28 protein-coding genes are annotated in these 24,802 nt (G+C 68.6%); 15 read left to right on the plus strand and 13 right to left on the minus strand.

Features of this window, described 5'->3' with window-relative positions:
* Nucleotides 1-45 precede the first annotated feature (45 nt).
* Nucleotides 46-1,218, plus strand: a complete 1,173-nt coding sequence (locus ABZ412_RS29510; protein WP_357286519.1) for an FAD-dependent monooxygenase — start codon at nt 46-48, stop codon at nt 1,216-1,218.
* Between the two features lie 84 nt (nt 1,219-1,302).
* Here ABZ412_RS29510 and ABZ412_RS29515 read toward each other — a convergent pair whose 3' ends face one another.
* Nucleotides 1,303-2,238 carry a helix-turn-helix domain-containing protein gene (locus ABZ412_RS29515; protein ID WP_357286521.1) on the minus strand — a complete coding sequence of 312 codons (936 nt, stop codon included), beginning with the start codon at nt 2,236-2,238 and terminating at the stop codon, nt 1,303-1,305.
* Nucleotides 2,239-2,574: 336 nt separating this feature from the next.
* Here ABZ412_RS29515 and cysD point away from each other — a divergent pair, with 336 nt between their 5' ends.
* From cysD to ABZ412_RS29540, 5 genes are read left to right on the plus strand one after another with little or no spacing between them, the layout of a single operon-like run.
* Nucleotides 2,575-3,480, plus strand: coding sequence for a sulfate adenylyltransferase subunit CysD (gene cysD, locus ABZ412_RS29520; protein ID WP_357094822.1), 906 nt, complete (start codon nt 2,575-2,577; stop codon nt 3,478-3,480).
* Entirely contained in the window at nt 3,480-5,342 is a 1,863-nt protein-coding gene (gene cysC / locus ABZ412_RS29525; RefSeq protein WP_357286524.1) for an adenylyl-sulfate kinase, read from the plus strand. Before cysD ends, cysC begins: the two co-directional genes overlap by 1 nt.
* Nucleotides 5,342-6,538: a hypothetical protein gene (locus ABZ412_RS29530; protein WP_357286527.1), complete on the plus strand. Its 1,197-nt coding sequence runs from the start codon at nt 5,342-5,344 to the stop codon at nt 6,536-6,538. The genes cysC and ABZ412_RS29530 overlap by 1 nt, the downstream gene beginning before the upstream one ends.
* Nucleotides 6,535-7,332 (plus strand): SDR family oxidoreductase, encoded by a 798-nt coding sequence (locus ABZ412_RS29535; protein WP_357286530.1) that lies wholly within the window; start codon nt 6,535-6,537, stop codon nt 7,330-7,332. The genes ABZ412_RS29530 and ABZ412_RS29535 overlap by 4 nt, the downstream gene beginning before the upstream one ends.
* A gap of 12 nt (nt 7,333-7,344) precedes the next feature.
* Nucleotides 7,345-8,484 (plus strand): sulfotransferase, encoded by a 1,140-nt coding sequence (locus tag ABZ412_RS29540; RefSeq protein ID WP_357286712.1) that lies wholly within the window; start codon nt 7,345-7,347, stop codon nt 8,482-8,484.
* A 51-nt stretch (nt 8,485-8,535) separates the two neighbouring features.
* Here ABZ412_RS29540 and ABZ412_RS29545 read toward each other — a convergent pair whose 3' ends face one another.
* Nucleotides 8,536-9,018 carry a hypothetical protein gene (locus ABZ412_RS29545; protein ID WP_357286533.1) on the minus strand — a complete coding sequence of 161 codons (483 nt, stop codon included), beginning with the start codon at nt 9,016-9,018 and terminating at the stop codon, nt 8,536-8,538.
* Nucleotides 9,019-9,062: 44 nt separating this feature from the next.
* Entirely contained in the window at nt 9,063-9,530 is a 468-nt protein-coding gene (locus ABZ412_RS29550; RefSeq protein ID WP_357286536.1) for a hypothetical protein, read from the minus strand.
* Between the two features lie 298 nt (nt 9,531-9,828).
* On the opposite strand from ABZ412_RS29550, the gene ABZ412_RS29555 reads away from it, so the two are divergent.
* Nucleotides 9,829-9,972, plus strand: coding sequence for a hypothetical protein (locus ABZ412_RS29555; RefSeq protein WP_357286539.1), 144 nt, complete (start codon nt 9,829-9,831; stop codon nt 9,970-9,972).
* A 226-nt stretch (nt 9,973-10,198) separates the two neighbouring features.
* Here ABZ412_RS29555 and ABZ412_RS29560 read toward each other — a convergent pair whose 3' ends face one another.
* A complete protein-coding gene (locus tag ABZ412_RS29560) occupies nt 10,199-10,597 on the minus strand; it encodes a VOC family protein (RefSeq protein ID WP_357286541.1) in 399 nt (132 codons plus the stop codon).
* A gap of 103 nt (nt 10,598-10,700) precedes the next feature.
* Between ABZ412_RS29560 and ABZ412_RS29565 the strand changes: the two genes are divergently transcribed.
* Nucleotides 10,701-11,699 carry a YafY family protein gene (locus tag ABZ412_RS29565; protein ID WP_357286543.1) on the plus strand — a complete coding sequence of 333 codons (999 nt, stop codon included), beginning with the start codon at nt 10,701-10,703 and terminating at the stop codon, nt 11,697-11,699.
* Between the two features lie 375 nt (nt 11,700-12,074).
* Here the strand turns inward: ABZ412_RS29565 and ABZ412_RS29570 are convergent, their stop codons facing one another.
* Both ABZ412_RS29570 and ABZ412_RS29575 read right to left on the minus strand, forming a co-directional pair.
* On the minus strand, nt 12,075-12,680 hold the full coding sequence (locus ABZ412_RS29570; protein ID WP_357286545.1) for a hypothetical protein: 606 nt from the start codon (nt 12,678-12,680) through the stop codon (nt 12,075-12,077).
* A gap of 115 nt (nt 12,681-12,795) precedes the next feature.
* The gene (locus ABZ412_RS29575; RefSeq protein ID WP_357286547.1) at nt 12,796-13,440 is read right to left on the minus strand and encodes a TetR family transcriptional regulator; all 645 of its coding nucleotides are present in this window, start codon (nt 13,438-13,440) and stop codon (nt 12,796-12,798) included.
* Nucleotides 13,441-13,545: 105 nt separating this feature from the next.
* On the opposite strand from ABZ412_RS29575, the gene ABZ412_RS29580 reads away from it, so the two are divergent.
* From ABZ412_RS29580 to ABZ412_RS29595, 4 genes are all read left to right on the plus strand, one after another.
* Nucleotides 13,546-14,358, plus strand: a complete 813-nt coding sequence (locus ABZ412_RS29580; RefSeq protein WP_357286549.1) for an SDR family NAD(P)-dependent oxidoreductase — start codon at nt 13,546-13,548, stop codon at nt 14,356-14,358.
* Between the two features lie 2 nt (nt 14,359-14,360).
* Nucleotides 14,361-15,194 (plus strand): TIGR03619 family F420-dependent LLM class oxidoreductase, encoded by an 834-nt coding sequence (locus ABZ412_RS29585; protein ID WP_357286715.1) that lies wholly within the window; start codon nt 14,361-14,363, stop codon nt 15,192-15,194.
* Nucleotides 15,195-15,207: 13 nt separating this feature from the next.
* Nucleotides 15,208-15,702 carry a nuclear transport factor 2 family protein gene (locus ABZ412_RS29590; RefSeq protein WP_357286551.1) on the plus strand — a complete coding sequence of 165 codons (495 nt, stop codon included), beginning with the start codon at nt 15,208-15,210 and terminating at the stop codon, nt 15,700-15,702.
* 92 nt (nt 15,703-15,794) lie between these two features.
* Nucleotides 15,795-17,147 carry a TIGR03118 family protein gene (locus ABZ412_RS29595; RefSeq protein ID WP_357286553.1) on the plus strand — a complete coding sequence of 451 codons (1,353 nt, stop codon included), beginning with the start codon at nt 15,795-15,797 and terminating at the stop codon, nt 17,145-17,147.
* A 62-nt stretch (nt 17,148-17,209) separates the two neighbouring features.
* Here the strand turns inward: ABZ412_RS29595 and ABZ412_RS29600 are convergent, their stop codons facing one another.
* The gene (locus ABZ412_RS29600; RefSeq protein ID WP_357286555.1) at nt 17,210-17,860 is read right to left on the minus strand and encodes a response regulator transcription factor; all 651 of its coding nucleotides are present in this window, start codon (nt 17,858-17,860) and stop codon (nt 17,210-17,212) included.
* Nucleotides 17,857-19,008 (minus strand): histidine kinase, encoded by a 1,152-nt coding sequence (locus ABZ412_RS29605; protein ID WP_357286557.1) that lies wholly within the window; start codon nt 19,006-19,008, stop codon nt 17,857-17,859. The genes ABZ412_RS29600 and ABZ412_RS29605 overlap by 4 nt, the downstream gene beginning before the upstream one ends.
* A 148-nt stretch (nt 19,009-19,156) precedes the next feature.
* Between ABZ412_RS29605 and ABZ412_RS29610 the strand changes: the two genes are divergently transcribed.
* Complete coding sequence (locus ABZ412_RS29610) at nt 19,157-20,146, plus strand: SDR family NAD(P)-dependent oxidoreductase (RefSeq protein ID WP_357286559.1); 990 nt, start codon at nt 19,157-19,159, stop codon at nt 20,144-20,146.
* A gap of 8 nt (nt 20,147-20,154) precedes the next feature.
* Here the strand turns inward: ABZ412_RS29610 and ABZ412_RS29615 are convergent, their stop codons facing one another.
* Together ABZ412_RS29615 and ABZ412_RS29620 are read right to left on the minus strand one after the other, a co-directional pair.
* Nucleotides 20,155-20,598: a hypothetical protein gene (locus tag ABZ412_RS29615; RefSeq protein WP_357286561.1), complete on the minus strand. Its 444-nt coding sequence runs from the start codon at nt 20,596-20,598 to the stop codon at nt 20,155-20,157.
* A gap of 33 nt (nt 20,599-20,631) precedes the next feature.
* Nucleotides 20,632-21,135: a DUF2231 domain-containing protein gene (locus ABZ412_RS29620; protein WP_357286563.1), complete on the minus strand. Its 504-nt coding sequence runs from the start codon at nt 21,133-21,135 to the stop codon at nt 20,632-20,634.
* 86 nt (nt 21,136-21,221) lie between these two features.
* Between ABZ412_RS29620 and ABZ412_RS29625 the strand changes: the two genes are divergently transcribed.
* A complete protein-coding gene (locus ABZ412_RS29625; RefSeq protein ID WP_357286565.1) occupies nt 21,222-21,902 on the plus strand; it encodes a DNA alkylation repair protein in 681 nt (226 codons plus the stop codon).
* 9 nt (nt 21,903-21,911) lie between these two features.
* On the opposite strand, the gene ABZ412_RS29630 is transcribed toward ABZ412_RS29625, so the two are convergent.
* Nucleotides 21,912-22,058: a hypothetical protein gene (locus ABZ412_RS29630; RefSeq protein ID WP_357286567.1), complete on the minus strand. Its 147-nt coding sequence runs from the start codon at nt 22,056-22,058 to the stop codon at nt 21,912-21,914.
* 202 nt (nt 22,059-22,260) lie between these two features.
* Between ABZ412_RS29630 and ABZ412_RS29635 the strand changes: the two genes are divergently transcribed.
* Entirely contained in the window at nt 22,261-22,863 is a 603-nt protein-coding gene (locus ABZ412_RS29635) for a dihydrofolate reductase family protein (protein ID WP_357286569.1), read from the plus strand.
* A gap of 67 nt (nt 22,864-22,930) precedes the next feature.
* Here ABZ412_RS29635 and ABZ412_RS29640 read toward each other — a convergent pair whose 3' ends face one another.
* Together ABZ412_RS29640 and ABZ412_RS29645 are read right to left on the minus strand one after the other, a co-directional pair.
* Nucleotides 22,931-24,010, minus strand: a complete 1,080-nt coding sequence (locus tag ABZ412_RS29640) for an alkaline phosphatase family protein (RefSeq protein WP_357286571.1) — start codon at nt 24,008-24,010, stop codon at nt 22,931-22,933.
* Nucleotides 24,011-24,099: 89 nt separating this feature from the next.
* Nucleotides 24,100-24,777 (minus strand): TetR family transcriptional regulator, encoded by a 678-nt coding sequence (locus ABZ412_RS29645; protein WP_357286573.1) that lies wholly within the window; start codon nt 24,775-24,777, stop codon nt 24,100-24,102.
* Nucleotides 24,778-24,802: the final 25 nt, after the last annotated feature.

Consider the following 24,802-nt stretch of genomic DNA (forward strand, 5'->3'; position numbering starts at 1 on the left):
AACAGACGTTGGCCAACAAGTGTTGGCAGAGATTCGGGAGATGTCATGAACGCAGTGCCCGCTACCGCTCAGGTCGTCATCGTGGGTGCCGGTCCCGCCGGTATGACCGCTGGAATCGTGCTCGCCGACGCGGGCGTGGACGTGGTGCTGCTCGATCGGCTGGCCGAGGGGGCCAATACCTCGCGCGCCGTGGTGGTGCACGCTCGCACGCTGGAGGTGCTCGAGGAGTTCGGGGTCACCGCGCGGCTGCGGGAGCAGGGGCTCGTGGTGCCGAACTTCGTGATGCGCGACGGTGACTGGGCGCTGGCCCGGGTCTCCTTCGCGGGGCTGCCCACCGAATACCCCTACACCGTGATGATCGGTCAGGAATCGACCGAGGCGATTCTGCTGGCGCGGTTGGAGAAGGCGGGCGCGCAGGTGGTCCGGCACGCCGAGGTCACCGGGCTCACGCAGGAGGCGGACGGTGTCACCGTCGAGTTCACCGATGCCGACGGCGTCGCGAATTCCGTTCGCGCGGACTGGGTCATCGGCGCGGACGGCATGCACAGCAAGGTGCGCGAGGCGGCCGGGATCGGTTTCACCGGTGCCACCTACCCCGAATCCTTCGTGCTCGCCGACGTCCGCATGACCTGGCCGGAGCCGCGTGACGAGGTCTGTCTGCAACTCTCGCCCGAGGGCGTCACCGTCATTGCCCCGCTGCCGGACGCGCGGCCCGACCGCTTCCGCATCGTCGCCACCGTCGCCGAGGCCCCCGAACATCAGGACCTCGCCTACGTGCAGGCCCTCGTCGATGCCCGCCGCCCGGGCGCGCACGTGAAGGTCGAGGAGATCATCTGGAGCTCGCGCTTCCGCGTCCATCACCGCGTCGCCGACCACTACCGCGCCGGCCGGATCCTGCTGGCGGGCGACGCCGCTCACGTCCACAGCCCGGCGGGCGGCCAGGGCATGAACACCGGCATCCAGGACGCGGTCGTCCTCGGCCGCCTGCTGGCCGCCGTGGTCGCCGGCGCCCCCGTCTCGCTCCTCGACGACTACGAGAAGACCCGCCGCCCAGTCGCTCTCGGCGTCGTCGCCTTCACCGACCGGGTCACCCGCATGGCCACCCTCCGCGCTCGCCCCGCCCGGATGGTCCGAAACCTGGTGATCAGCACCCTCGCCCGCATCCCTGCGTTCCGTTTCAAGCTGGCCTTCCAGCTCTCGGAACTCGCGAATCGCTGACTTCTGCAGTCCGACTCGACGGCCCGCACCGACCCGGTGTGGGCCGCTGTGTCGATCGCGCAAGGAGATCCGCGGCCCGACCTTTCAGCTGCGCAGGGAGGTGGTGACGGTGTCGGCGGCGGCGATGGTGGCGGCGGCCAGGTCGTGCAGGCCCGCGGCGGAGAGGTTGGTGTCGGGGCACGCGACGATGGAGGCGATGACGGGGCCGTCGGGGGAGAAGATGGGGGCGGCCACGGAGACTACGGCGTTCTGGTCGCCGAGTTCGTCGGGGAGGTAGTCGATGGTGATCAGGTCGGCGATCATCGCGCTGAGGCGGTGGCGCAGGGGGTCGGTAACGGGGGAGTGGCGTAGGGCGCCCAGGGCTTCCAGCATGGGGGCGGAGTCGTCGGCGAGGCGCTCGACGGAGTAGCCGCGGGAGGCGATGGCGTTCAGGACGGCGGCCAGGCGGTCGCGGTGGGCGGGGTCGGCGGCGGCCAGCCAGGCGGCCCGCTCGGATTCCGGTGCCCAGGCGACGAATTCGCGGCACACCGGCGGGGCGAAGGGCATGCGGCGGGCCGGGCGGATCCAGGGGGCCGAGGGAGTCCCGAGAACCTCGGTGATGACGATCGTGTCCAGCGTGGCGTCGCCCGGTCCGGGCTTTGCCGACGCGGCGGCGCGCGAGCCGCTGTGGAATTCCCGCTCGGCGAGGAACACCGGCACGCCGCTGTCGGCGGCGAGGGTGTGCATCGCGCCGAGGGCGAGGCTGCGGACGGGGAACGCGGTGTCGGCGCGGCGGGCCACGGCGACCAAACCCAGGCCGAGGCTGTAGTTGCCCTCCGGATCGCGGACCGTCCAGGCGTCGGCGCACAGCTGGGTGAGCACGGCGTGCGCGGTGGCGCGGGACATGCCGGTGGCGCGCACGATCGCGGCCAGGGACAGGCGCTCACCGGAATGCCGGGACAGCAGCTCGATCGCCTGCACGACGCGGTGGGTCGGGGGTGACGCGCAGGGTTCGGTCACCGTCGCGGGGGTGGAAGCCACTGGTGCGGTGGTGGATTCAGGCAAATCGATTCCTGCAGGTGTCGGTCCCGCGATGCGGGAGGGGCGCTCGGAAATCGTATCGGTCGGTGTATCGGTTACTCACGGCGGAGTGACCCTGACCGGGCCGGTCCAGGCGGTGTCGCGGGCCGATCCCGGCTGGGCGGCGGCCGATTCCGGCGACGACGGTGCGCGCCAATTCGGGCGTGGGTATTGACCGTCGCCCGGTACCGACTTATCGTCGGTGTCACATTATCGAACAATAGCGTCGAATATTCGACACCGCAAGGGTTGGCAAGAACCCGGCCGGTTCGACAGACGCGGCGAATGGGACGAGAGATGCGCACGGGATATGAGCTGTCGCACCTGAACGCCTTGGAGGCGGAATCGGTGCACATCATTCGGGAGGTGGCGGCCACCTTCGAGCGGCCGGTGCTGTTGTTCTCCGGCGGCAAGGACTCGGCGGTCATGCTGGAACTGGCGCGGCGGGCGTTCTGGCCCGCGCCGCTGCCGTTCGCCCTGCTGCACATCGACACCGGGCGCAACTTCGACGAGGTCATCGACTTCCGGGACCGCACGGCGGCGCGACTGGGCGCTCAGCTACTGGTCGGCAAGGTGCAGGACGATATCGACGCGGGCCGGGTCACCGAGCGCCCGGGCGAGACCCGCAACCGGCTGCAGACCGCCACCCTGCTGCGCAGCATCCGCGAGCACCGCTTCGACGCGGTCTTCGGCGGCGCGCGGCGCGACGAGGAGAAGGCGCGCGCCAAGGAGCGGGTGTTCAGCTTCCGCGACGAGTACGGCGCGTGGGATCCGCGCGCGCAGCGGCCGGAGGTGTGGAACCTCTACAACGGGCGGCACCGGAAGGGCGAGCACATTCGTGTGTTCCCGCTGTCCAACTGGACCGAGCTCGACATCTGGGAGTACATCGACCAGGCCGAGGTGGAACTGCCGTCGCTGTACTACGCCCACCGCCGCACCGTGGTGGAGCGCGACGGAATGCTGCTGGCGGAGAACCGATTCCTGGAATTCGGCGCGGACGAGCGGCGATTCGAGGCGACCGTCCGGTTCCGCACCCTCGGCGACGCCGACTGCACGGGCTGCGTGGAATCCGGCGCGTCCAACCCGGTCGAGGTGATCGCCGAGACCGCCACCACCCGCCTGACCGAGCGCGGCGCCACCCGCGCCGACGACCGGATCTCCGAGTCCGGCATGGAAGATCGCAAGCGAGAGGGCTACTTCTGATGCGCCGCAACCTGTTACGGATCGCCACCGCCGGCAGTGTGGACGACGGCAAGTCGACCCTCATCGGGCGGCTGCTGTTCGACTCCAAGAGCCTGTTCAGCGATCAGCTCGACGCCATCGAGCGCGCCAGCCTCTCGCGCGGCGGCGACGGGCCCGACCTGTCGCTGGTCACCGACGGCCTGCGCGCCGAACGCGAGCAGGGCATCACCATCGACGTCGCCTACCGCTACTTCACCACGCCGCGACGCAAGTTCATCATCGCCGACACTCCCGGGCACGTGCAGTACACCCGGAACATGGTGACCGGCGCGTCCACCGCGGACCTGGCCCTGATCCTGGTCGACGCGCGCAAGGGTGTCTCCGAGCAGACCCGCCGCCACGCCTTCCTGTCCTCGCTGCTGGGCGTCGGGCACCTGGTGTTGTGCGTGAACAAGATGGACCTGGTCGACTGGTCCGAGGAGCGGTTCGAGGAGATCCGTTCGGAATTCGCGGATTTCGCCACCAAACTCGATGTCGGCGACCTGAGTTTCGTGCCGGTGTCGGCGCTGCACGGCGACAATGTGGTCGATTCCTCGGCCAACACCGCCGATTGGTATCCGGGGCCGCCGCTGCTGCGGCACCTGGAGGAAGTGCACGTCGCCTCCGACCGCAACCTGATCGACAACCGGCTGCCGGTGCAGTACGTGATCCGGCCGCACGGGGAGACCCAGCGCAGTTACGCGGGCACCGTGGCGGGCGGCATCTTCAAGCCCGGCGACGAGGTCGTGGTGCTGCCCTCGGGACGCACCAGCCACGTCAACCAGATCTGGGGTCCGGGCGGCGGCAAGGTGGACGAGGCGTTCACCGGCATGGCGGTCTCGCTCACCCTCGACGACGAGATCGACATCGGCCGTGGCGATATGCTCGCCCGGCCCGGCAACCAGCCGCACACCGATCGGGAACTCGACGCCATGGTGTGCTGGTTCTCCGACGACACCGAACTGCGCGCGGGCAACTCGTACTCGATCCGGACCGCCACCCAGACCTCCAAGGTGGAGGTGACCGACCTCGACTACCGGCTCGACGTGAACACCCTGCACCGGCAGACCGACGCGGAATCGCTGGGGCTCAACGACATCGGGCGGCTCACCCTCAAGAGCCGGCAGGCGTTGCTGTTCGACCCCTACCGCGAGAACCGCGCCACCGGCAGCTTCATCCTCATCGACGAGACCACCAACCAGACGGTGGCCGCGGGCATGATCACCGGACGCTCCACCGGTGCGCCGAAGATCGGGCACAAGGCCTCGAACGTGGTGTGGCACAGCTCCGCGGTGGAGCGCGGGCAGCGGCTCAGCACCGGCGCGACCGTGTGGCTGACCGGGCTGTCGGGCTCCGGGAAGTCCACCATCGCAGTCGAACTGGAGCGCCAGCTCATCGCGTCCGGGCAGCCCGCCTATCTGCTTGACGGCGACAATCTGCGGCACGGGCTGAACAAGAACCTGGGCTTCACCGACGAGGACCGGCGCGAGAACATCCGCCGCGTCTCCGAGGTGGCGGCGTTGTTCGCGGACGCGGGCGTGGTCGCCATCGTCTCGCTGATCAGCCCGTTCCGGGCCGAACGCCGCGAGGCTCGAAAACTGCACGACGACAAGAACCTCCCGTTCCGGGAGATCTTCGTCGATACTCCGCTGGACGAATGCGAACTGCGGGACCCGAAGGGCCTGTACCGGAAGGCTCGCGCCGGGGAACTGCCCGAATTCACCGGTGTCAGCTCGCCCTACGAGCGGCCGGAGTTCGCCGACCTCACCATCACCCCCTCGGACGGGACGCCGGCCGAGATCGCCCATCGAATTCGAGAGACACTAGGGATCGCTGACAGCTGATGACAGACATCGACAAGGCCGACACGCCGCTCACGGAACCGTTCCTGGCGGCCGTCGCGGAGGCCGAGAAGCTCATCGCCGGTGCGGATTTCATCCGTGACCCGCACGACCTGGCCGAGGGATACGACTATTTGCAGGCCGGTATCGCCGCGGTGCTGCAATTGTCCCGGGCGCACGGCACCTCGCACCCGTACCTGGTCACCGCGACCGGGCCCTACACCAAGATGGGCCTGGATAATCCGGACACGCTGTACTACAGCGCCAATATCGAGCCGGGTGCGGAATACCTGCTCACCGGCGTGCGCGGCAGCACCGTCGACCTGAGTTTCCAGGTACTCAAGGGCGATTACACCGCCTCCGATGTGCCCAACGGCGACGACGCGTTCGACGACCGGCGGCTCGAGATCAATGCGGACGGCAGCTACCAGTTGCGTTTCGGGCCGCCCAAGGAGAACCCGGAGCCGAACTACTTCGTGCTCGCCGAGGGCGCGTCCATGCTGGCCGTGCGCGAGGTATACGGCGACTGGAACGCCGAGCGCAAGGGCACCATCCGCATCGAACGGGTGGACACCATCGGCACCGCGCCGGTCGAAGCGGGCGTGGAACAGCTGCGCAAGCGGTACCGGGCGGCCGGGCGCATGCTGCTGACCCGGGTGCACACCTGGTTCAATTTCCCGAAGTGGTTCTACCTGAACCTGCCGGTCAACACGCTGACTGAACCGCGACTCACGCCGGGCGGGCTGAGCACCCAGTACTCCTCGGTCGGGCACTTCGAGCTCGAGGACGATCAGGCGCTGATCATCACCGTGCCGAAATCCGATGCGCCGTATCAAGGATTCCAGCTGGGCAGCCGCTGGTACATCTCCCTCGACTACGTCAACCACCAGACCTCGCTGAATCACCGGCAGGCGCAGGTGGATCCGGACGGGATGATCCGCATGGTCGTGTCGGCGCGGAATCCGGGCGTCGCCAACTGGATCGAGACCACCGGGCGCAAGCTGGGAATTCTCCAGTTCCGCTGGCAGCGGGTCTCGCGGACGATGACGCCCGAGGACGGGCCGACCATCGAACTGGTGCCCTTCGACAAGGTGGCGGAGAGCCTGCCGCACCATGAACTCAATCGAATCGACGAGGCCGGCTGGCGTGAGCGGATCGCCGCACGCCAGCGCGCCTTCGCGGAAAGGATGCTGGGATGAGCCGTCTGAAGACCGGACTGCTGGACGGCAAGGTCGTCGTGGTCAGCGGAATCGGCCCCGGACTGGGCCGTTCCATCGCGTTGGAGGCCGCCGCGGCCGGCGCCAAGGTGGTGCTGGCGGCGCGCACCGAATCGCGGTTGAAGGAGGTCGCCGACGAGATCGCGGCCGAGGGCGGCGCGGAAACCCTGTGCGTGCCCACCGATATCACCGATGAGGCGACCGTCGAGAACCTCGCCAAGCAGACCATCGAGACGTTCGGCCGGGTCGACGCGCTGGTGAACAACGCGTTCAAGGTGCCGTCGATGAAGCCGCTGGCGCGCACCGACTTCGAGCAGATCCGCGAGAGCGTGGACCTGACCGTGCTCGGCAATCTGCGGATGACGCAGGCGTTCACGCCCGGGCTGGCCGAGACCAAGGGGTCGATCGTCATGGTCAACTCCATGGTGCTGCGGCACAGCGAACCTCGCTACGGCAGCTACAAGATCGCGAAGGCGGCGCTGCTGGCCATGTCCCAGACCCTGGCGACCGAGCTGGGGGAGAAGGGCATTCGCGTCAACAGCGTGCTGCCCGGCTACATCTGGACCGACCAGCTGAAGTGGTACTTCGCGGAGATCGCCAAGAAGTACGGCATCACCGAGGAGCAGGTCTACCAGCAGACCGCCTCCAAGTCCGACCTGAAGCGGCTGCCGCTGCCCGACGAGATCGCGCAGACCATCGTCTACCTGACCTCGCCGTTCGCGAACGCCGTCACCGGGCAGACCATCGACGTCAACTGCGGCGAATACCACGTCTGAGCAAGGAGTTTCATCACCATGACCGGACGTACCAACGTCGGCACCGTCGAGGATCTGCACGCCTCGGCCACCAAGGTCTGCGGGCTCACCGACTTCGGGTCCGACGACCACCACGAGGCACTCGGCGTGCTGCTGGACTCCTACCAGCGCGACGCGGGACTCACCGAGATCGGCTCCAAGATGAGTCGCTACTTCCTGCGCGGCGCGCTCGTCGCCCGCGCGCTGAGTGAAGCCAGCTGGAAGGCGAACCCGGCGTACGCCGAAACCAAGGTCACCCGGCCGATTTTCGTCACCGGCCTGCCCCGCACCGGCACCACCGCCCTGCACCGCCTGCTCGCCGCCGACCCGCAGCACCAGGCCCTGGAAATGTGGCTCGCCGACTTCCCGCAGCCGCGGCCGCCCCGCGACACCTGGGCCGACAACCCCGTCTACCAGGCCGTCGACAAGGGCTTCGCCCAGCACCGGATCGAGAATCCGGAATTCATGGGCGTGCACTACATGACCGCCGCCGAGGTGGAGGAGTGCTGGCAGCTGCTGCGCCAGACGGTGAAATCCATCTCCTACGAATCGCTGGCCTACCTGCCGACGTATTCGGAGTGGCTGCGCAAGCAGGACTGGACCGACGCCTATACCCGGCACAAGCAGAACCTGCAGCTGATCGGGCTCGGCGACGAACGGCGCTGGGTTCTCAAGAACCCCAGCCACTTGTTCGCGCTGGACGCGCTGATGAAGGTGTACCCGGACGCGCTGATCATTCAGACCCACCGCGACCCGGTCACCATCGTGGGCTCGTCGTGCAGCCTGTCCGAGCAGGCGACCGCGGGCTGGTCCACCACGTTCGTGGGCGAGAAGATCGGTTCGTCCCAGCTGGAGCTGTGGTCGCGCGGCCTGCGCGAGTTCAACGCCGCGCGTGCTCGCTACAACCCGGATCAGTTCCTGGACATCGAATTCGACGAACTGCGTGCGGACCCGTTCGCCACCGTCGAGAAGATCTACTCGAAGTTCGGGTTGGACTACACCGACTCGGCGCGGTCCTCCATGACCACGCTCGACGAGGAGAGCAAGTCCGGCGACCGCAAGCCGGTCCACAAGTACTCCCTCGCCGACTACGGCCTCACCGAAGACCAGGTCCGGGCCGAATTCGAGCTCTGACCCGAGACAAGCCGCGGGCCGGACACGCTGTCGTGTCCGGCCCGCGGTGTCTCAGAGGCCGATGGCGGCGCTGCCGGTGCCGCTGCCCGTGGTGAGCAACTGCGACAGCTTGTCGCATCCGGTCGGGGTGGGCGGGGTCTTCGGTGTGGTGCCGGCTTGCGGGGGCTCCATGTCCACGGTGATGGACTTCGTCGTCTGGCCGTCGTCGGCGGTCAGGACGTGGCGGCCCGCGGTGGTCGGGATCCAGGTTATTCCCGCCATCGGGGTGTAGCCGGGCACCGAGTCCGTGCGGGTGCCTCCGATGCACACACCGTTGTCGGAGAAGATCACCCAGCGCGCTCCGGCCCCCTTCACGGTGGTCGCGTACAGGAGGTAATCGGTACCCGCATAGCGGGGGTAATTCGCGGTACCGACCCAGAATGTCTCAACATCGGCAGACGCGGTGGGGGCGCCGAAGGTGAGAGCCGCCAGACTCATGGCCAGTCCGGCTGTGCCCCAACCGATTCGGCGGCCGTAGTTGGTTTGTGTTGTCATTGTTCTCCTGGCATGGGGCCCGGGCGGCGTGCTCGTTCGGCGGTTTAGCCGCTGCCGGAGTTGAGGAAGCGTTCCAGCGGACTGCAACCGCTGGGTTGGGCGGGGGTTGCGGGAACGGTTCCCACGGGTGTGGCCAGGACGTCGACCTCGAACGTCTTGCTGGTCCGGCTGTCGGCGGCGGTGAGGACGTGGTGGCCCACCGTCGCCGGGACCCAGTTCAGTTTTGCGACCATATTGACGGAATCGACATTGTTGACCGGCTTCGACCACATGCCGCCGAGGCACTGGCCGTTGTCGGACAAGGTCACCCATCGCGGCCCTTCCGTCGGCGCGGTCGTGGAGACCAGTTGGTAGGAGCCTCCGACGTAATACGTTTGACCGGTGGGATAGATAGCGAGGGTGTGGACATCGGCGGACGCGGTGGGCGCGCCGACTGCGACGACGGCCATGGTGGCGGCCAGTCCTGTTGTGGCCCAGCCGATTCTGTGGCCGAGGCGGGTACGCGTGGTCATCGTTCTCCTGGTTCGGGTCCCGAGCTCCGGGGTCGCCGAACGCTACCGTTCGCAATGAGTGAAACGTGGTGATTTCGGTATCTGGGTCTGCCCCGAATTGCCGGGGGTTGCCCTCGGCATTCAGCCTTTGCGGCGCAGCGTGCGGTCGTAATCCTCGAAGCGAGCCTTGGTGATCACCGAGCGGTCCGGTGTGCGGAGCACGATGCCCTCCGGCTTCCCGCCGCCCGCCGCGTCCAGAGCGCTACGGGTCGCCAGCGGTTTTCGAGGGGCTGGTGGGCGGAGAGCACCTCCGTGCCGCGTGGCGAGAATTCCAGAACTCGACCCCGAGGACCTGCCGCGCCTGGCCGCGCTCGGTGAACGCTACGTCGCACTCGCCGCCAGGGACACCTACGAGCGGGGCCTGCGCACCCTGGTTGCGGGTCTGCTCGCAGCGCCCGCCTGACCGCATCGGAGCGTCCGCTCGTGCGCATGGATCTCGACGAGTTCTGTGCTTGTCACCGGCACCGCAGCCCAGCGGAGTTCGCTCACGACCCCGGCCGCGCGCCCGTGCCTACATCGCGCGATTCCCGCCACCAGGCGCACCATAATGGCCGCAACCCGCGCGATCCGCGGCGATCCGAGCCAGCTAGCTGAAGATCAACGGCGGGTCATCTCGGGGCCGTCGGATATCAACCGGCGAACTTCGCGGCGGCCTGCGCGGTGACCGGGGTGAAGAGGTTGATCAGGTTGCCGTCGGGATCGCGAAACAGCAACGACCGGTTCCCCCACGGCATCGTCGTGGGCTCGTTGACGAAATCCTCGACCGTATCTCGCAACCGCCGGTAATCGGCATCGACGTCGGGGACCAGGAATTCGATGATCGCCGTGTGATTGTCGGCTGGGTGCGCGCTGCCCGCGGCGAACAGTGCCACGGTGCGGGTGCTTCCGATCGCGAGGGTGCCGGCCGGTGTGACGATTTCGGCGAAATCCGGTGTAGCCCAGTTCGCTTCGATGCCGGTCACGTGCTGATAGAAACTGGCCAGCCGCTGGATGTCGTCAGTGATCAGACGGATCGAGACGAGCTTCATGGTGTGCTCCTGCTGTCGAATGAGGCGGAGGTTCCACCGCCGCACGCCACGGTAGAGCCGATACCGGACAGTTTCCGCCCGGTATGGATGCGAGAATTTCCCGATGACGCGCCCCACCGCCCGAGTGCTGGCCCTGCTGGAGCTGTTGCAGACCGGCGGTACTCATACCGTCGGCGAACTCGCCGGACGGCTCGGCGTCGATGAACGCACCGTCAGGCGATACGTCACACATCTCACCGACCTGGATATCCCGGTCCGATCGGTGCGGGGCCGCTACGGGGGATACCGGCTCGCTCCCGGATACCGAATGCCACCGCTGATGCTGACCGACGACGAGGCGGTGGCCGTGTTGCTCGGGCTCCTCACCAGCCGCGGAGCCGACCGGCCGACAGCGGCCGCCCGCGCAGCCGACAGCGCGACGGCCAAACTCCGCCGCGTCCTACCCCCACGTCTGACGGCCCGCCTGGACGCACTGATCGACACCGTCGAATTCACCGCCGGCGCGCGCCCGGAAGTGGCTGCCGAGACCGCCGTCCTGCTCCGGCTCGCCGAGGCCACCCGCGAGCACCGACCGGTCGCAATCGGGTACACCGACCGAAACGGGCGGTCCAGCCAGCGGACCGTGCACCCCTACGGGCTCGTCGACCACTCCGGCCGGTGGTATCTGACAGGGATGGACAGCGACAGCGACGAACTACGCCAGTTCCGGCTGGACCGCATCACCGCGGTGACCACACAGCCCGGAACCTTCGCTCCGCCTACCGGATTCGAACCAGCCGCTCATCTGCTGTCCGCATTGGCCAACGCGCCCTATCGGTACGAGGTATCGGTCCGAGTCCAGGGCACACTCACCCAGGTCCGCCCGCTGCTCCCTGCGACGATCGCGACCGTGCATGAGATCGACTCGCAGCCCGCTGACACCAGCCCGTGGGTCCGGATCCGAATCCGCGCCGAACAACTCGACTGGATTCCCGCCCTGCTCGCCGGCCTGAACCGCCCGTTCATCATCGAGCACCCCGACGCACTCAACGACGCCGTACGCGCCCTGGCCGGCCGACTCACCGCGGCCGCCGACGGCCGATACCAAACCCAGCCGCGCTGACCGCACCGGCCAGGGCCGAAGATCAACGGGCAGAGCGTCGTACGACCGCCGGAGCCGGGTCGTTGTCGAAGTCGCGACCCAGCCGAACGATGGAGTCGCCGAGGGCAGCACGCGGGGGAATCCTCGTTGTGGTGGTCGACATCTTCATGGCGGTGCAAGGTCAGGCGACTCGGACGAAGGAAGGGGTCCGGGGTTTGCGTGGGGACGCCGTTGCGCTGTAGCAGGATTCGCCAAAAGCATGCAGGTTCGCGGGTGGTTTATCCCAGAATCGCTCCGGCAGTCGGGGATCGGCTGGGGAGAAGTACGCGTCGCTTTCCAGGGGGCACTGGAAGACGAGCAGTTGGTCGCCGCCAAAGTTCGGCGATGGTGTCGAACTCATTCTTCCCCGTTCCTCCGGAGCGCTCGGTCGGCACTCAGGCGAACGATAACCACGATCTCTGACACGCCGACAGGCATAACGCGACCTGGGCGGGGAAAGCCGGGCGCAGTGGGCGCCCGGCGGGTGGGGCGCTCAGTTTCCGGCCGCGGCGCTGCCTGTGCCGAGGAGGCGCTCCAGCGTGCTGCAGCCGGCGGGCTTGGCGCTCGGGGCGCGGGGGTGCTTCCGGCGGGGGCCGGCTGGACGGTCACGGAGAGCGTTTTGGCGGCCGTGCCGTCATCGGCGGTGATGACGTGGGTGCCCGCTGTCGAGGGGGTCCAGCTCACATAGGCGTAGGGGTCCAGTTCGGTTTCCGAACTGAACGTCGTTCTCGTGCCTCCGACGCACTGGCCGTTGTCGTAGAAGGTGATCCAGTGCGATCCCCAACCGGTCGATGCGTGCAGCTGGTAGCTGGTGCCGGCGACGATGGTCTGATCGGCCGGGTGGATCGAGAGTCTCTGGACATCGGCGGACGCCGTGGGAGCGATGGCGACGACAGCCGTGGTGGCGGCCAGTCCTGTTATGCCCCAGCCGATTCGGCGGCTGGGGCGGGTATGTACGGTCATCGTCTCCTGGATCGCTGGGCGAGGGGTTGGGGAACGCTACCGTCCGGAAAGACTGAAACGTGGGGATTTCAGTCGTTGGGTGTGCCTCGAGTTTCCGGGGCGAAACGGTTGGGGGTCAGTGGGGTTCGCGCCAAGGGGCCAGGAGGAGGGTGCAGGCTCGGTGGACATCGGAGACGGCTTGGGGGGTGGTCAGGCGGCCGGCGATGGTCCAGGTGAGGATGCCGTAGACGCACTGTTCGAGGAGGCGGGCCAGACGGCGGTCCTCGTCGGTGGGGGTGGTGATGCCGGCGGAGGAGAGGATGCGCTCGGGCATGACGTGGTCGGTTTCGAGGGCGGCTGCCGCTGCGGAGGAAGCCGCGGCGGGGGGTTCGGCGCGCAGTGCGTGGCCTTCGGCGCGGACCGCGTTCATCGAGACGATCATGGCGCGGGCCAGGTGGGGATGGCGGAGGAGTTCGTCGACCGCGGCGGCCAGGAATTCGGACGAGCCCGTGATCGGGTCGCCGGGAACCGGGGTGGGGTGGGGTAGTTCGCGGACAGCGCCGTCGAGGACGCCTGCGAAGAGGTGGTGTTTGGAGGGGTAGTAGCGGTACAGGGTGCCGAGGGCTACTCCGGCGGACTGGGCTACCTCGGACATCTGGACGCGTTCCAAGCCGTGCTCGGCGCCCAGGCGGGCGGCGGAGCGGAGGATGGCCCGCTGGCGTTCCAGCTGCCGGGCCGTCGAGACGCGGCCGGGGGCGCGGGAGTCCTGGATGCGCGGCATGGAACCACCTTCTGTCCGATAACTAGAATTCACTCTAGTTTTTCTGGGCGGAAGTTTGTAGAACTGGAGGGTACCGAGTTCGATCTCACAGGCGAGGGAGTCGCAATGAGCGGTGTGGACCCGCAGCATTATGGGCCGTGGGCGGTCATCACCGGGGGATCGGAGGGGGTCGGGCGGTCGTTCGCGATAGAGCTAGCGCGAGCGGGGATCGGGCTGCTGCTGGTGGCTCGGCGCGCCGAACCGCTGGAGGCCACGGCCGTGGAATGCCGGGAGCTCGGGGTCGAGGTGCGGACGCTCGCAACCGATCTGACCGACCTGGCCGCCGTAGAGCGGATCGTGGCCGCGGTCGAGGACGTGGAGGTCGGGCTGCTGGTGCTCAATGCCGGGGCCAACACCCACAGTGCGCCGTTCGTCGACGGGGATCTCACCGCGTTCCAGCAGGTCATCGATCTGAACATCACCGCGCCGCTCGGGCTGATCCACCATTTCGGGGCGCGCATGAAAACCCGTGGGCGGGGCGGGATCCTGATGGTCGGGTCGCTGGCGGGATATCTGGGGTCGCAGCATCACACCGTGTACGGCGGGGTGAAGGCATTCGGGCGGATCTTCGCCGAAAGCCTGTGGCTCGAACTCGGCGAATACGGGGTCGACGTCCTGGAACTGGTGCTCGGTGTGACGCGGACACCCGCCATGGAGCGGGTCGGACTCAACTTCGACGTGCCGGGCATGGCGGTGTCCGAACCCGATGACGTGGCGCGCGAAGGACTTTCGAATCTCGGACGTGGGCCGGTCCACATCATGTCCGGCAACGAGGCCGGGGCCGCGCAGCGCAACGATCCGGATCGGGCGACCGCGGTGCTGCGCGCCGATCGCGGGATGCGGCGGCTCATGGGACTGCCGGAGCGGGTGGCGCGATGACGGTGAAGCTCGGGCTGTCCACGCCCATCGTCGTACAAGTACCGGGGATCGCATCGCCGTGGGAGGCCACGGCCGGAGCGGAGGAACTGACCCGGATCGCCAGGGCCGCCGACGAACTCGGATTCGACCACCTCACCTGCGCCGACCACGTCGGGGTGCCTGCCGCGGCGGCCGCGATGCGGGGCGCGACCTACTGGGATCCCCTCGCGACGCTGTCCTACCTGGCCGCGCACACCAGCCGGATCCGGCTCGCCACCTCGGTGCTCGTGCTCGGGTATCACCATCCGCTGGCGCTGGCCAAGAGCTACGGGACCCTGGACCGGCTGAGCGATGGCCGTGTGGTGCTCGGCGTCGGAGTCGGTTCTCTCGCGGAGGAATTCGCGCTGCTCGGCGCGGCCTGGGAGGACCGGGGCGCCCTCGCCGACGCGGCCCTGGCGCGACTGAAGCGGGCCTGGGGTCGTCGAGAAGCCGAGGACTTCGTCATCGAACCCCATGCGATCGACCACGCCGTGCCGATCTGGGTCGGCGGCCGCACCCGCCGGTCCCTGCGCCGGGCGGTGACGCTCGGCACCGGGTGGGTGCCGTTCGGGCTGAAGGCCGAACAGATCGCCGACCTGCTCGCCACCGTCACCGTCCCCGAGGGTTTCGACATCGTGCTCTCGCCCGGCGCCTCGCTGGATCCGCAAGGCGACGAAGCGGATTCGCTGCGCAGGCTGACCGCATTGCGTGACGCGGGCGCCACCCACCTGACCTGCACCGTGCGCGCCACCGACGCCGGACACTACTGCGAGCAACTCGCCGCACTCCGCGAACTCGTCGACCGCCATCTCCGCTAGAAGAAGGACTCTCATGACCGACGAGCGTCTCGCCGCCCTCGAAGCCCGGCTGCTGCGTCTCGAGGACGAGCTCGCCATCACGCGCCTGATCGCCTCCTACGGCCCGCTCGTGGACGCCGGAGTCGCCGACGAGGTCGCCGAATTGTGGACCGAGGACGGCGAATACGACGTGGAGGGCTGGCACATGCGTAGCCGCGACGACCTGCGCGCCATGGTCGGCTCGACCGCGCATCAATCACTGATCGCGGCCGGATCGGCGCATTTCCTGGGCCCGGCGGCGGTCACCCTGGATGGCGACACCGCCGAAGCGGTGTGCGAATCCCTCCTGATCCGCCACCGCGACGGCGAGTTCTTCGTCTGGCGCGCCGGGGCCAACCATTTCCGGCTCGCCCGCACCGCCGGAGGCTGGCGGATCACCAGCCGCGTCACCCGCGTTCTGGACGGTTCCGACACGGCTCGCGGACTGCTCCGCGCGCCCTGGACCGGCGCGAATATCACTTCCGAATAGAAATGAGGGTCCCCTAACGACAGGGCCGCTTCATCCAGTTATGGTTAGCGTCACCTAACGCCGAACCTGGGCGTTTCGTTGGAAGGACTGACATGAACGGACGAGCGAGCGGTACCCCGGGCCGCAACACCCTGCTGCGGCTGTCCGCGCTGGGTGCGGCGCTGGTCGTGGCGGCGGCGTGCAGCAGCACGAGGTCGGACTCCGACGACGTCAAGGCCCTTGACGGCAACCATTACGCCCAGGTCAACATCGCCTCCAACAAGGCCTCCGACAAGGCCCAGTTCACCGACCCCAACTTCATCAACGCCTGGGGCATCGCGGACCGGCCCAAGGGCGCGGGCGGCCACTTCTGGGTCGGCGCGGGCGGCTACTCCTTCCAGTACGTCGGCGACGTCACCAAGTCCCCGGACGCCAAGTACCAGAAGATGTTCCAGGACCAGCTCAAGCTGGTCACCATCCCCGGCGCCGACTCCATCCCGGACGAGGACGGCGACGAGGGCGAGGGCAAGACCACCGGCGTCGTCTTCAACCCGGCCCCCATCACCTCCGACATCTTCCTGGTGAAGGACCAGCCCGTCAGCTACGACGGCAAGGACGAGAAGCTCACCGGCTCCGCGCGATTCATCTTCGCCACCGACTCCGGCAAGATCTCCGGCTGGACCGAGCAGGGCGCGGGCGGCGCCATCGTCCGCCACGACGGCCCCGCCGTCCTCGAATACGACGGCACCGCCCAGGGCATGAACTTCAAGGGCATCGCCCTCGACCCGTCCGGCACCAAGCTGCTGGCCGCCGACTTCGGCAAGGATCCGCAGGTCCGCACCTTCGACAAGGACTGGAAGCTGGTGCCCACCACCGGTTTCGCCAACCCCTTCGCCACCGGTGACGCCGTCGACCCGGCCGACGCCACCAAGGGCAAGAAGATCAAGGTCGGCGACCCGGCCCCGTTCAACGTCGCCACCATCGGCGACCGGGTGTTCGTCACCTACGCCATCACCGGCTCCGAGGGCGGCGACCCGAACAAGCTCAAGGTCGGCGAAGAGGACTCCCTCGACAAGGACCAGGAGAAGAAGGAAGGCAACAAGGCCAAGAAGGGTCAGGTCGCCGAATTCGACAAGAGCGGCAAGCTGGTTCGCACCATCGACGCCGACGGCCGCCTCAACGCGCCGTGGGCCGTCGTCGTCGCCCCGCAGGGCTTCGGGCCGCTCGCCGGCAAGCTGCTGATCGGCAACTTCGCCGGCGCCGGCCACATCCTCGCCCTCGACGACCAGTCCGGCAAGTTCGTCGACTACCTGCGTGACGCCGACGGCAAGCCCGCCGAGATCGACGGCCTGTGGGGCTTGATGTTCGGCAACGGTGAGAGCCTCGGCGACGCCGACGCCCTGTACTTCACCGCCGGGCCGAACTCCGAGAAGGAAGGCCTCTTCGGCAGCCTGCGGCTGAAGTAAGCCGCGAAACCTGCGGGCCCCGAGCTGAACTCAGCTCGGGGCCCGAGTTCGTTTCCGGGGTCTCAGGGTGCGCTGTGGCGGAGGCCGTAGATGGCGAGGCGGACGCGGTTGGGGGAGCCGGTTTTCGCCATCAGGTTGGTGACGTGGGTTTTGACGGTGGTCACGCCGAGCACCAGGCGGGCGGCTATCTCGGCGTTGGACAGGCCCTCGGTGAGCAGCGCCAGCACGTCCGCTTCGCGGCGGGTCAACGGGAACAGGTCCGGGGGAGTGGCGAGTTCGGTGTCGGAGCGGGCGGCCACCGCGGATTCGACCAGGCGGTGCAGGACGTCCGGGGAGAACGGGCGTTCGCCGATCGCGGCGCGGCGTATGCCGTCGAGCAGGTCGGCGGGGGCGGCGTCCTTGACGAGGAATCCGCAGGCTCCGGCTTCCAGCGCCGGGTAGAGGTGATCGTCGTCGTCGAAGGTGGTCAGGGCCAGCACCCGGGCGGACTGGCGGGCGGCCAGGATTCGTTCGGTCGCGCGGATTCCGTCCATGCCGGGCATGCGCAAGTCCATCAGGATGACATCGGGTGTGGTGTCGGCGGCCAGTCGCACGGCGTCCGAACCGCCGGAGGCCTCGCCGATCACCTCGAGGTCGTCGGCGGTGTGGCACAGCATGCGCAGGCCCGCGCGGACCAGTTGCTGATCATCGACGATGAGGACGCGGATCGTCATGCGGCCGCACCGATGCGGCGGGGGAGGCGGGCGGTGATCCGCCAGCCGGAGCCGTTCGGTCCCGCGTCGAACGCGCCGTCGAGCAGCTCGACGCGTTCACGCAGCCCGATCAGGCCAACCCCGCCGGGCAGCGGGGACCGGTCCGGTCGTGGAGAGCCGTTGTCCCGCAAGGTGAAATCGAGCTGACCAGAGGCGTCGACGGAGACGGTCAGCCACACGGTGGTCTCCGGCCCGGCATGTTTGACGACATTGGCCAGTCCTTCCTGGGTCAGTCTCAGCACGGTCAGAGCACGCAACGCGTCCACCGCCGTGACGTCCTCGGCCACGTTCGCGGTGACGGCCAGGCCACCGCGGCGGACGCGCTCGACCGTCTCGGTGAGCGCGGCGGGCAGGTCCGCAGGAGCCAGGAAGGATGCGCCGTCACCCGCCGGGTCTCGCAGGATCGTCACCAATTTGCGCAGATCGGTGAGGGTTTGCTTGCCGGTCGAATGGATGTCGTCGAGGACTTCCAAGAGTGCGGGCGGCGCGTCGGGCACCGCGTGGCGGGCGACTCCGACCCGCAGCACGGTCGAGGAGACATGATGGGCGATCAGGTCGTGGAGTTCACGGGCGATGGCGGTCCGCTCGGTCTCCCGGGCCGCGGCGATCTCATTCGCCCGGCGCTGTTCGAGCGCGTCCGCCTCGCGGGCGGACTGTTCGGCGCGGGCCCACGCGGTGCGCAGCAGACCGCCGACGAACAGCGGCAATACGGCCATGACGACCGCGCGATACAGCATCACCGCGGTTCCGCCGACCGGATGCAGCAGGTAAGCCGCACCCAGTCCGCCCGCCGCCGGCCAGGAAGGCCGGCCGCCACGGCGAGCGGCCAGTTCGGCGAGTGCGAAGGCCGCCGCGACCTTCGCGACAATCGGTCCGGTATGGCCGAATTCGAAGCCGAGGACCAGCAGCCCGGTCGTCAGCAGCGAGGCCGCCATCGGGCGGCGCACCCCGAGGGCCGTCGCCAGCACCGCGAGCAGGCCTGTCGCCCAGTCGAAGACAGTCGGCTCATTCCCGAGCAGCAGCAGACAACCCGCTGCCAGCGCTGTCAGCACGGCGAGCCGGACCGGCAGCATGCGCTCGCCGAGCAGCGACTCGGCACTTCGGGTCACGCCGGAGGAACCAACCACGCTCCCATCATGGCGTAACCGTGAGGACCGGCGATTCCTCCGCAGGGAGGAGATCGGTCTCCGACACCGGGCCGATCGGAGGGGCCCGTGGTCGGATCCCGCACGCCGGTTCGGCGGCGAGAGTGAAGGCATGAGCAGCAACGACAATCCGGCGAACGACGACGCGAAGACGGGCAAGCCGGACGATCCGGCGGCGCAGCCACCGCAGCGCCGTCCCAGCCGCAGACGGGTCCTGGGCGCGGTGGCCGGGGGACTGGTGGCCGGCGCGGCCGCGGGCGTCGCGGGCGGAGTCGCGCTCGCGTCCGACGCGAATCCACCACACCTGCGGCCCTCGGCGCGACGGTTCGAGAACAAGGTCGTCGTGATCACGGGAGCCACCTCCGGGATCGGCGCCGCCGCGGCCCGGCTGTTCGCCGCCGAGGGCGCCCGCGTCGCGTTCTGCGGACGCCGCGTCGATCGGGGCCGCGCCGTCGAGCGCGAGATCCGCGCGGCGGGAGGCGAAGCCACCTACATCCACGCCGACGTGCTGATCGAATCCGACGTCCGCGACTTCGTCGACGCCGCCGTACAGCGCTACGGCGGACTCGATGTCGCGTTCAACAACGCGGGCATCACCATCCAGAAGCCGCTGCACGAGTACTCCGCCGACGAGTTCGACCGCGTCGTGAACACCAATCTGCGCGGCAGCTTCCTGGCCATGAAATACGAAGTCCCGCACCTGATCCACCGCGGCGGCGGAACGATCGTGGTCACGGCGTCGAGCAATGCGCTGGCCACCGATTCCGGCCGTGCCGCCTACACGGCGAGCAAACGCGGTCTGGTCGGTCTGGTCCAGTCCACGGCACTGGATTACGCGGGCCAGGGGATTCGGGTCAATGCCCTGGTCCCGGGTACAACGGACACCGACCTCGTCCGCGATGCCAGCCCGATCGGCCACCTACCCGACGACGCGTACCGGCTCGCGATGAAGCAGTGGGCGGCATCGAATGTGCCCGGCCTGGGCAGGCTCGCCACGCCGGAGGAGATCGCGGCCTTCGCGCTGACCCTGGCGTCACCGGAGTTCCCCTACCTGACCGGTGCGCAACTGGTGATCGACGGCGGAAAGACCGCGCACGCCTGATGGTTTCCTCAGCTGGCTCCCACCCCCAGCGCGGTGAGCAGCACCAGCACGACGGTGATCACGGCGAACAGGCCGTGGCCGCCGACGATCAACACGGGGAAATGTCGTTCGGCGGGTTCCCGCGCCGGGATCGATACCGGAGCCGGTTCCGCGGCAAGCGTCCGCGACTCCCGGAACACCGGGAGCCAGCGCAGCAGCATCACGAACCCGAGCGCCGCTACCGGCACCAGGAAGCCGAAGGCGACCCAGGCCAGGGCGTCGGAATCGACGACCAGATAGATGATCCACAGCACCAGCCCGATCACGGCCAGCAGGAAATGGCCGAAGACGACGGGCGCGGGCAGATGGCTGGTACGCGGTTCGCGCACACCGCCTTTGGCGATCCAGGTGCCGAGCAGGACGAAGCCGCCGGTTGCGGTGAGCAGCCAGGTGATCAGTGCCGCGATGGCCATGACGAACTCCTGTCGAATGCGAGGGATGGGGATTCAGCGGCGGAAACCCTCCGCCTGGGTGGACTCGTCGGCGACCCGGACGCCGTAGCGGTAGGCGAGCTTGCCGCCGAGATAGCCCGAGACCGACAACGTCGCCAGCGCGACGAGCGACAACACCAGCGGGCCGATCGGCACCGCGCCGTCCGGCGTGCCGCGCCACCAGAAATCCAGCGCGAACGCCACGGTCACCGCCAGATTCAGGCTCAGGTGCGTCAACCCGATGCGGAAGGCCGGGGTTCCGGCCGGAATGGCCAGGAAATCCAGGAACCCGACGGTCGCCGCGGCCAGCGCGCCCAGCACGCCGATGGCGATCAGCCACCGCGCGCCGTACGCCAGCGCGTCCGGATCCCCGGCGACGTGTGAGGCCAGATCGAACACCACGCTCGCCACCCACGCCCCGATGGGCACGGTGACCAGGATCGGATGGAACGGATGGCCGTAGGGCCCGGCCAGCGCCGCACTCACCGGACGCTTCGCCCGCTGTGGATCAGCGGTCATCGCAACCTCCCAACCAGGTCGAGCAGGACTACCTGCCGCATACCCGTTCCCGCTCGGAGATCACGATCGGCGCTATCGTGAGTCGCGTGACCAGCACTTCCGTGCCCGAGCCGACCCTGACCGCCGTGCTGGCCGACCTGGCCGCCCTGGAAGACCCCAAGGCCCGTGCCGTCAACGAGCGGCACGGCGACGACCACGGCGTCAACCTGACCACGTTGCGCGCCCTCGCCAAGCGTCTCGGCCCCCGCGAGGACTTGGCCCGCCAACTGTGGAAGACCGGCGACAGCGCCGCCAGACTCCTCGCGATCCTCATCTCCCGCCCCAAGCAGTACGGCCGCGCCGACCTCGACACCATGCTCCGCGAAGCGCGCACCCCCAAGGTCCACGACTGGCTCGTCGGCTACCTCGTGAAGAAGAACCCGAACACCGAGGTGCTGCGCCTGGCTTGGATGAACGACCCCGACCCGGTCGTAGCGAGCGCCGGGTGGGCCCTCACCGCCGACCGTGTCACCAAACGGCCCGACGGCCTCGATCTACCCAACGTCCTAGACACCATCGAAGCCGAGATGAAGGACGCTCCCGATCGCCTGCAATGGGCGATGAACACCTGCCTGGCCCAGATCGGCATCGCGCACCCGGACCTGCGTGCCCGCGCCATCGACATCGGCGAACGCCTGGAGGTTCTGAAGGACTATCCGACCCCGCCCAACTGCACCTCGCCGTACGCACCCCTCTGGATCAACGAGATCGTGCGCCGGCAGCGATAGCCGAACGGTTCAGGAGTCCATCGCCTTGCCGACGAACCAGAGGGTGAGGACCGCGCCCGCGGCGATGACCGCGCCGTAGTGGCCGGGGGAGATGGCGTAGGTGTAGGTGGACGCGGCGAAGATGATCGCTGCCGCCAGGAAGAGCAGGCGCTTCACGGTGGGCTCCACAAGTCGGGATTCAACCGTATGAGGGTCGGGAGCGGGCGCACCATGGGATGGGCGGCGTGGTGGCGGCGGTGGGGCGCGCGGGGAGGAATCGGGGGGAATTGGGCAGGGAGCGATGAGATTCGGGCCGGGACGCCGTCGTATCAGGTGAGCGCGCGAGACATTCGACTACTGATCGGCAAGGAGCACACTGATGCGCAAGGTAACGGCGGGACTGTTCATCTCACTCGACGGAATCGTGGCGGAGCCCCAGGACTGGCACTTCCCGTACTTCAATGACGAGATGGGGGAAGCGGTTTCGGCTCAGGTCGCCGGGGCGGACACCCTGGTGTTCGGACGCGCCACCTATGAGGGGTTCGCGGGAGCGTGGCCCGAGCGGGAGGCCGCGGGCGGCGAGGACGCCGGGTTCGCGAAGGCGCTCGGCGATCTGCGGAAAGTCGTGGTCTCGCATGAGGAGCTGGAGTTCACGTGGCGGAACTCCGAGCAGCTGCGCGGCGACCTGGTCGAGGGCGTCGCGGCGCTCAAGGCGGAAGCGGGCGGAGACATCGCGATGAGCGGCTCGCCGTCGGTGGTGGTGCAGCTGCTCGCCGCCGGACTGGTGGATGAGCTGCACCTGCTCGTGCATCCGGTGGCCCTGCGCAACGGCGGGGTGCGGCTGTTCGACGACGGGAATTCGGTTCCGCTGCGGTTGATCTCGGCCACGCCGTTCAAGACCGGGGTGGTGCACATGGTGTACGGGCCCGCCGAGGAGCCCGCTCCCGCGGGGTACGCGGACGCGGCGGGGCTCATCTCCTGATCACCCATCCACGGGAAAGCCGGTCCCGGGAACCGAACCCGGGACCGGCTTTTGGGCGTCGCGAAGCCTACTTGCCGTAGGAGCCGCCGGCCGATCCGCTGGCCACCAGGCACAGCGGGTTGTTGACCATCAGCATCTGCGCCGAACCCGACGACGAACCGGTGAGCCCGGAATCGAGGGCGGGCGTGTTCGGCGGGGTCGCGGCGGGATCGCCCGAGCCGCCCAGCCGCATGGACCGGCCGTCGGAGTTCGGATCGGCCGGGGCGCCCAGCAGATCCAGCACCGTCGGGGTGATGTCGGCCAGCGCGTAGCCGTTGTTCTGGGCGCCCGCGGTGAAGTCGGGGCCGCGCGCGATCACGAAACTCGCTGTCTCGTAAGCGCTCTGACCGCCGTGGCCGCCCTCGGGCTTGTGGCCGTGATCGGTGGTCACCAGAATCGTCCAGCGCTCGTCGGCGTGCGTGCGGGCCCGGTCGTCCACCGCCTTGGTGATATTGCCGACCAGCGTGTCCACCCGGCCGATGGCGTCACGGTAGGCCTGCGGCCAGACCCCGCGCAGCGTGTGGCCGACGATATCGACCTGATCGAGGTGGGTGAAGGTGAAATCGGCGCCGTCGTCGGTGATCGAGGACACCACCTTCGCCGCCGCGGCCGAATCCGCCGTCGTCTCACAGACTCCCGCGCCCGTCGGGTCGACCTGCGTCACCGACACCTTGTCCGCCGCCGGACTTCCGGTCCGCGCGATCATGCCGATCTTGTCCCAGGTGCCCAGCGACGCCGTCGCCAGACTCGGCTTGTAGCGCTCCAACTGCGTGAACACCGTCGGGTACTGCGCGAAAGGCGCGGGGTTGCAGGTGGCGTCGTTGTCCTTGATGCCGTGCTTGGTGTCCCACACGCCGGTCAACGCCGTCGCCCAGGAGACGCAGGACATGGTGGTGTGCGGGGCGATCGAGGTCCGGGCCAGGGTGCCCTGCGCGGCGAGCAGGCCCAGGTTCGGCGCGTTCGCCGCCTGCACCTCGCTCCACAGCGTGCCGTCGATGCCGATCACCACGACCTTGTTCACCACGGGAGCGGCCGTGGCCGGGGCGGCCGACGCCAGCGGGAGTGCGGCCAGCGCGACGGCGGCCACCCATGCACGAGTTCCAGACATGCGCGGCAGGTTAGCGGGGGTGCGGCACTTCCGCAGCAAATTCGGACAATTGACCAGAATTGTCCCGCAGAGTGAAACTCCTGCGGGTCTCATTTCTGGTCGGCGCGGGGGTTCAAGCGCGACTGCCGGCGGCGGGCCCGCTCCCGCTCGATCGCGTCGAAGCGCAGTTGCAGGCCGTCGAGGAAGGCAGACAGGGCCAATTCGAAACTCTCCGCGTCGATTTCGTCGGCTTTGGCGCGCAAGAGGTGGGCCTGCTCCAGGTGCGGGTACCGGTCCCGGTAGACCTGCACGTCGTCGACGAAGCCGCGCGAGAACGAGCCCATGGTGGCGCCCATGACCAGGTAGCGGGTCGCCGCACCGATATTGGTGGCGTCGCGCGGGGGCCAGCCCGCGGCGACCAGGCCGCCGTGGACGGCGTCCGCGGTGCGCAGATTCTCGTCGCGGGTGCCGGGGCCCGCGGCCAGGTACGCGACGAAATTGGGGTGGCGGACCAGGGCGTCGCGGTAGGAGTGGGCCCAGTGGGTGATGCCGATGCGCCAGCCTCGATCGAAGGATGAGGCGTCGACTCGGGACATGAGCATGCCGCCGATGTCGTCGAGGACGGCGTCCTTGGTGGGGTAGTGGGTGTAGAGCGAAGCGGCCTGCACGCCCAGCTCGGCGGCGAGCTTGCGCATGGACAGTTCGGCGAGGCCGTCGCGGTCGATCAGGGTCAGCGCGGCATCGCGAATGCGTTCGCGGCTCAGCAGCGGCACTTTCGGCCTGGCCATGCGGCTCACCTCCTGGGGTCCGGCG

Source organism: Nocardia sp. NPDC005746 (assembly GCF_040630785.1).
Classification (GTDB): domain Bacteria; phylum Actinomycetota; class Actinomycetes; order Mycobacteriales; family Mycobacteriaceae; genus Nocardia.

What these genes read in the sequence shown, in the direction of transcription:
- ABZ412_RS29510 (WP_357286519.1), top strand. Translation starts at nt 46, where the DNA reads ATGAACGCAGTGCCCGCTACCGCTCAGGTCGTCATCGTGGGTGCCGGT.
- cysD (WP_357094822.1), top strand. Translation starts at nt 2,575, where the DNA reads ATGCGCACGGGATATGAGCTGTCGCACCTGAACGCCTTGGAGGCGGAA.
- cysC (WP_357286524.1), top strand. Translation starts at nt 3,480, where the DNA reads ATGCGCCGCAACCTGTTACGGATCGCCACCGCCGGCAGTGTGGACGAC.
- ABZ412_RS29530 (WP_357286527.1), top strand. Translation starts at nt 5,342, where the DNA reads ATGACAGACATCGACAAGGCCGACACGCCGCTCACGGAACCGTTCCTG.
- ABZ412_RS29535 (WP_357286530.1), top strand. Translation starts at nt 6,535, where the DNA reads ATGAGCCGTCTGAAGACCGGACTGCTGGACGGCAAGGTCGTCGTGGTC.
- ABZ412_RS29545 (WP_357286533.1), bottom strand. Translation starts at nt 9,018, where the DNA reads ATGACAACACAAACCAACTACGGCCGCCGAATCGGTTGGGGCACAGCC.
- ABZ412_RS29550 (WP_357286536.1), bottom strand. Translation starts at nt 9,530, where the DNA reads ATGACCACGCGTACCCGCCTCGGCCACAGAATCGGCTGGGCCACAACA.
- ABZ412_RS29560 (WP_357286541.1), bottom strand. Translation starts at nt 10,597, where the DNA reads ATGAAGCTCGTCTCGATCCGTCTGATCACTGACGACATCCAGCGGCTG.
- ABZ412_RS29565 (WP_357286543.1), top strand. Translation starts at nt 10,701, where the DNA reads ATGACGCGCCCCACCGCCCGAGTGCTGGCCCTGCTGGAGCTGTTGCAG.
- ABZ412_RS29570 (WP_357286545.1), bottom strand. Translation starts at nt 12,680, where the DNA reads ATGACCGTACATACCCGCCCCAGCCGCCGAATCGGCTGGGGCATAACA.
- ABZ412_RS29575 (WP_357286547.1), bottom strand. Translation starts at nt 13,440, where the DNA reads ATGCCGCGCATCCAGGACTCCCGCGCCCCCGGCCGCGTCTCGACGGCC.
- ABZ412_RS29580 (WP_357286549.1), top strand. Translation starts at nt 13,546, where the DNA reads ATGAGCGGTGTGGACCCGCAGCATTATGGGCCGTGGGCGGTCATCACC.
- ABZ412_RS29590 (WP_357286551.1), top strand. Translation starts at nt 15,208, where the DNA reads ATGACCGACGAGCGTCTCGCCGCCCTCGAAGCCCGGCTGCTGCGTCTC.
- ABZ412_RS29595 (WP_357286553.1), top strand. Translation starts at nt 15,795, where the DNA reads ATGAACGGACGAGCGAGCGGTACCCCGGGCCGCAACACCCTGCTGCGG.
- ABZ412_RS29600 (WP_357286555.1), bottom strand. Translation starts at nt 17,860, where the DNA reads ATGACGATCCGCGTCCTCATCGTCGATGATCAGCAACTGGTCCGCGCG.
- ABZ412_RS29610 (WP_357286559.1), top strand. Translation starts at nt 19,157, where the DNA reads ATGAGCAGCAACGACAATCCGGCGAACGACGACGCGAAGACGGGCAAG.
- ABZ412_RS29615 (WP_357286561.1), bottom strand. Translation starts at nt 20,598, where the DNA reads ATGGCCATCGCGGCACTGATCACCTGGCTGCTCACCGCAACCGGCGGC.
- ABZ412_RS29620 (WP_357286563.1), bottom strand. Translation starts at nt 21,135, where the DNA reads ATGACCGCTGATCCACAGCGGGCGAAGCGTCCGGTGAGTGCGGCGCTG.
- ABZ412_RS29635 (WP_357286569.1), top strand. Translation starts at nt 22,261, where the DNA reads ATGCGCAAGGTAACGGCGGGACTGTTCATCTCACTCGACGGAATCGTG.
- ABZ412_RS29640 (WP_357286571.1), bottom strand. Translation starts at nt 24,010, where the DNA reads ATGTCTGGAACTCGTGCATGGGTGGCCGCCGTCGCGCTGGCCGCACTC.
- ABZ412_RS29645 (WP_357286573.1), bottom strand. Translation starts at nt 24,777, where the DNA reads ATGGCCAGGCCGAAAGTGCCGCTGCTGAGCCGCGAACGCATTCGCGAT.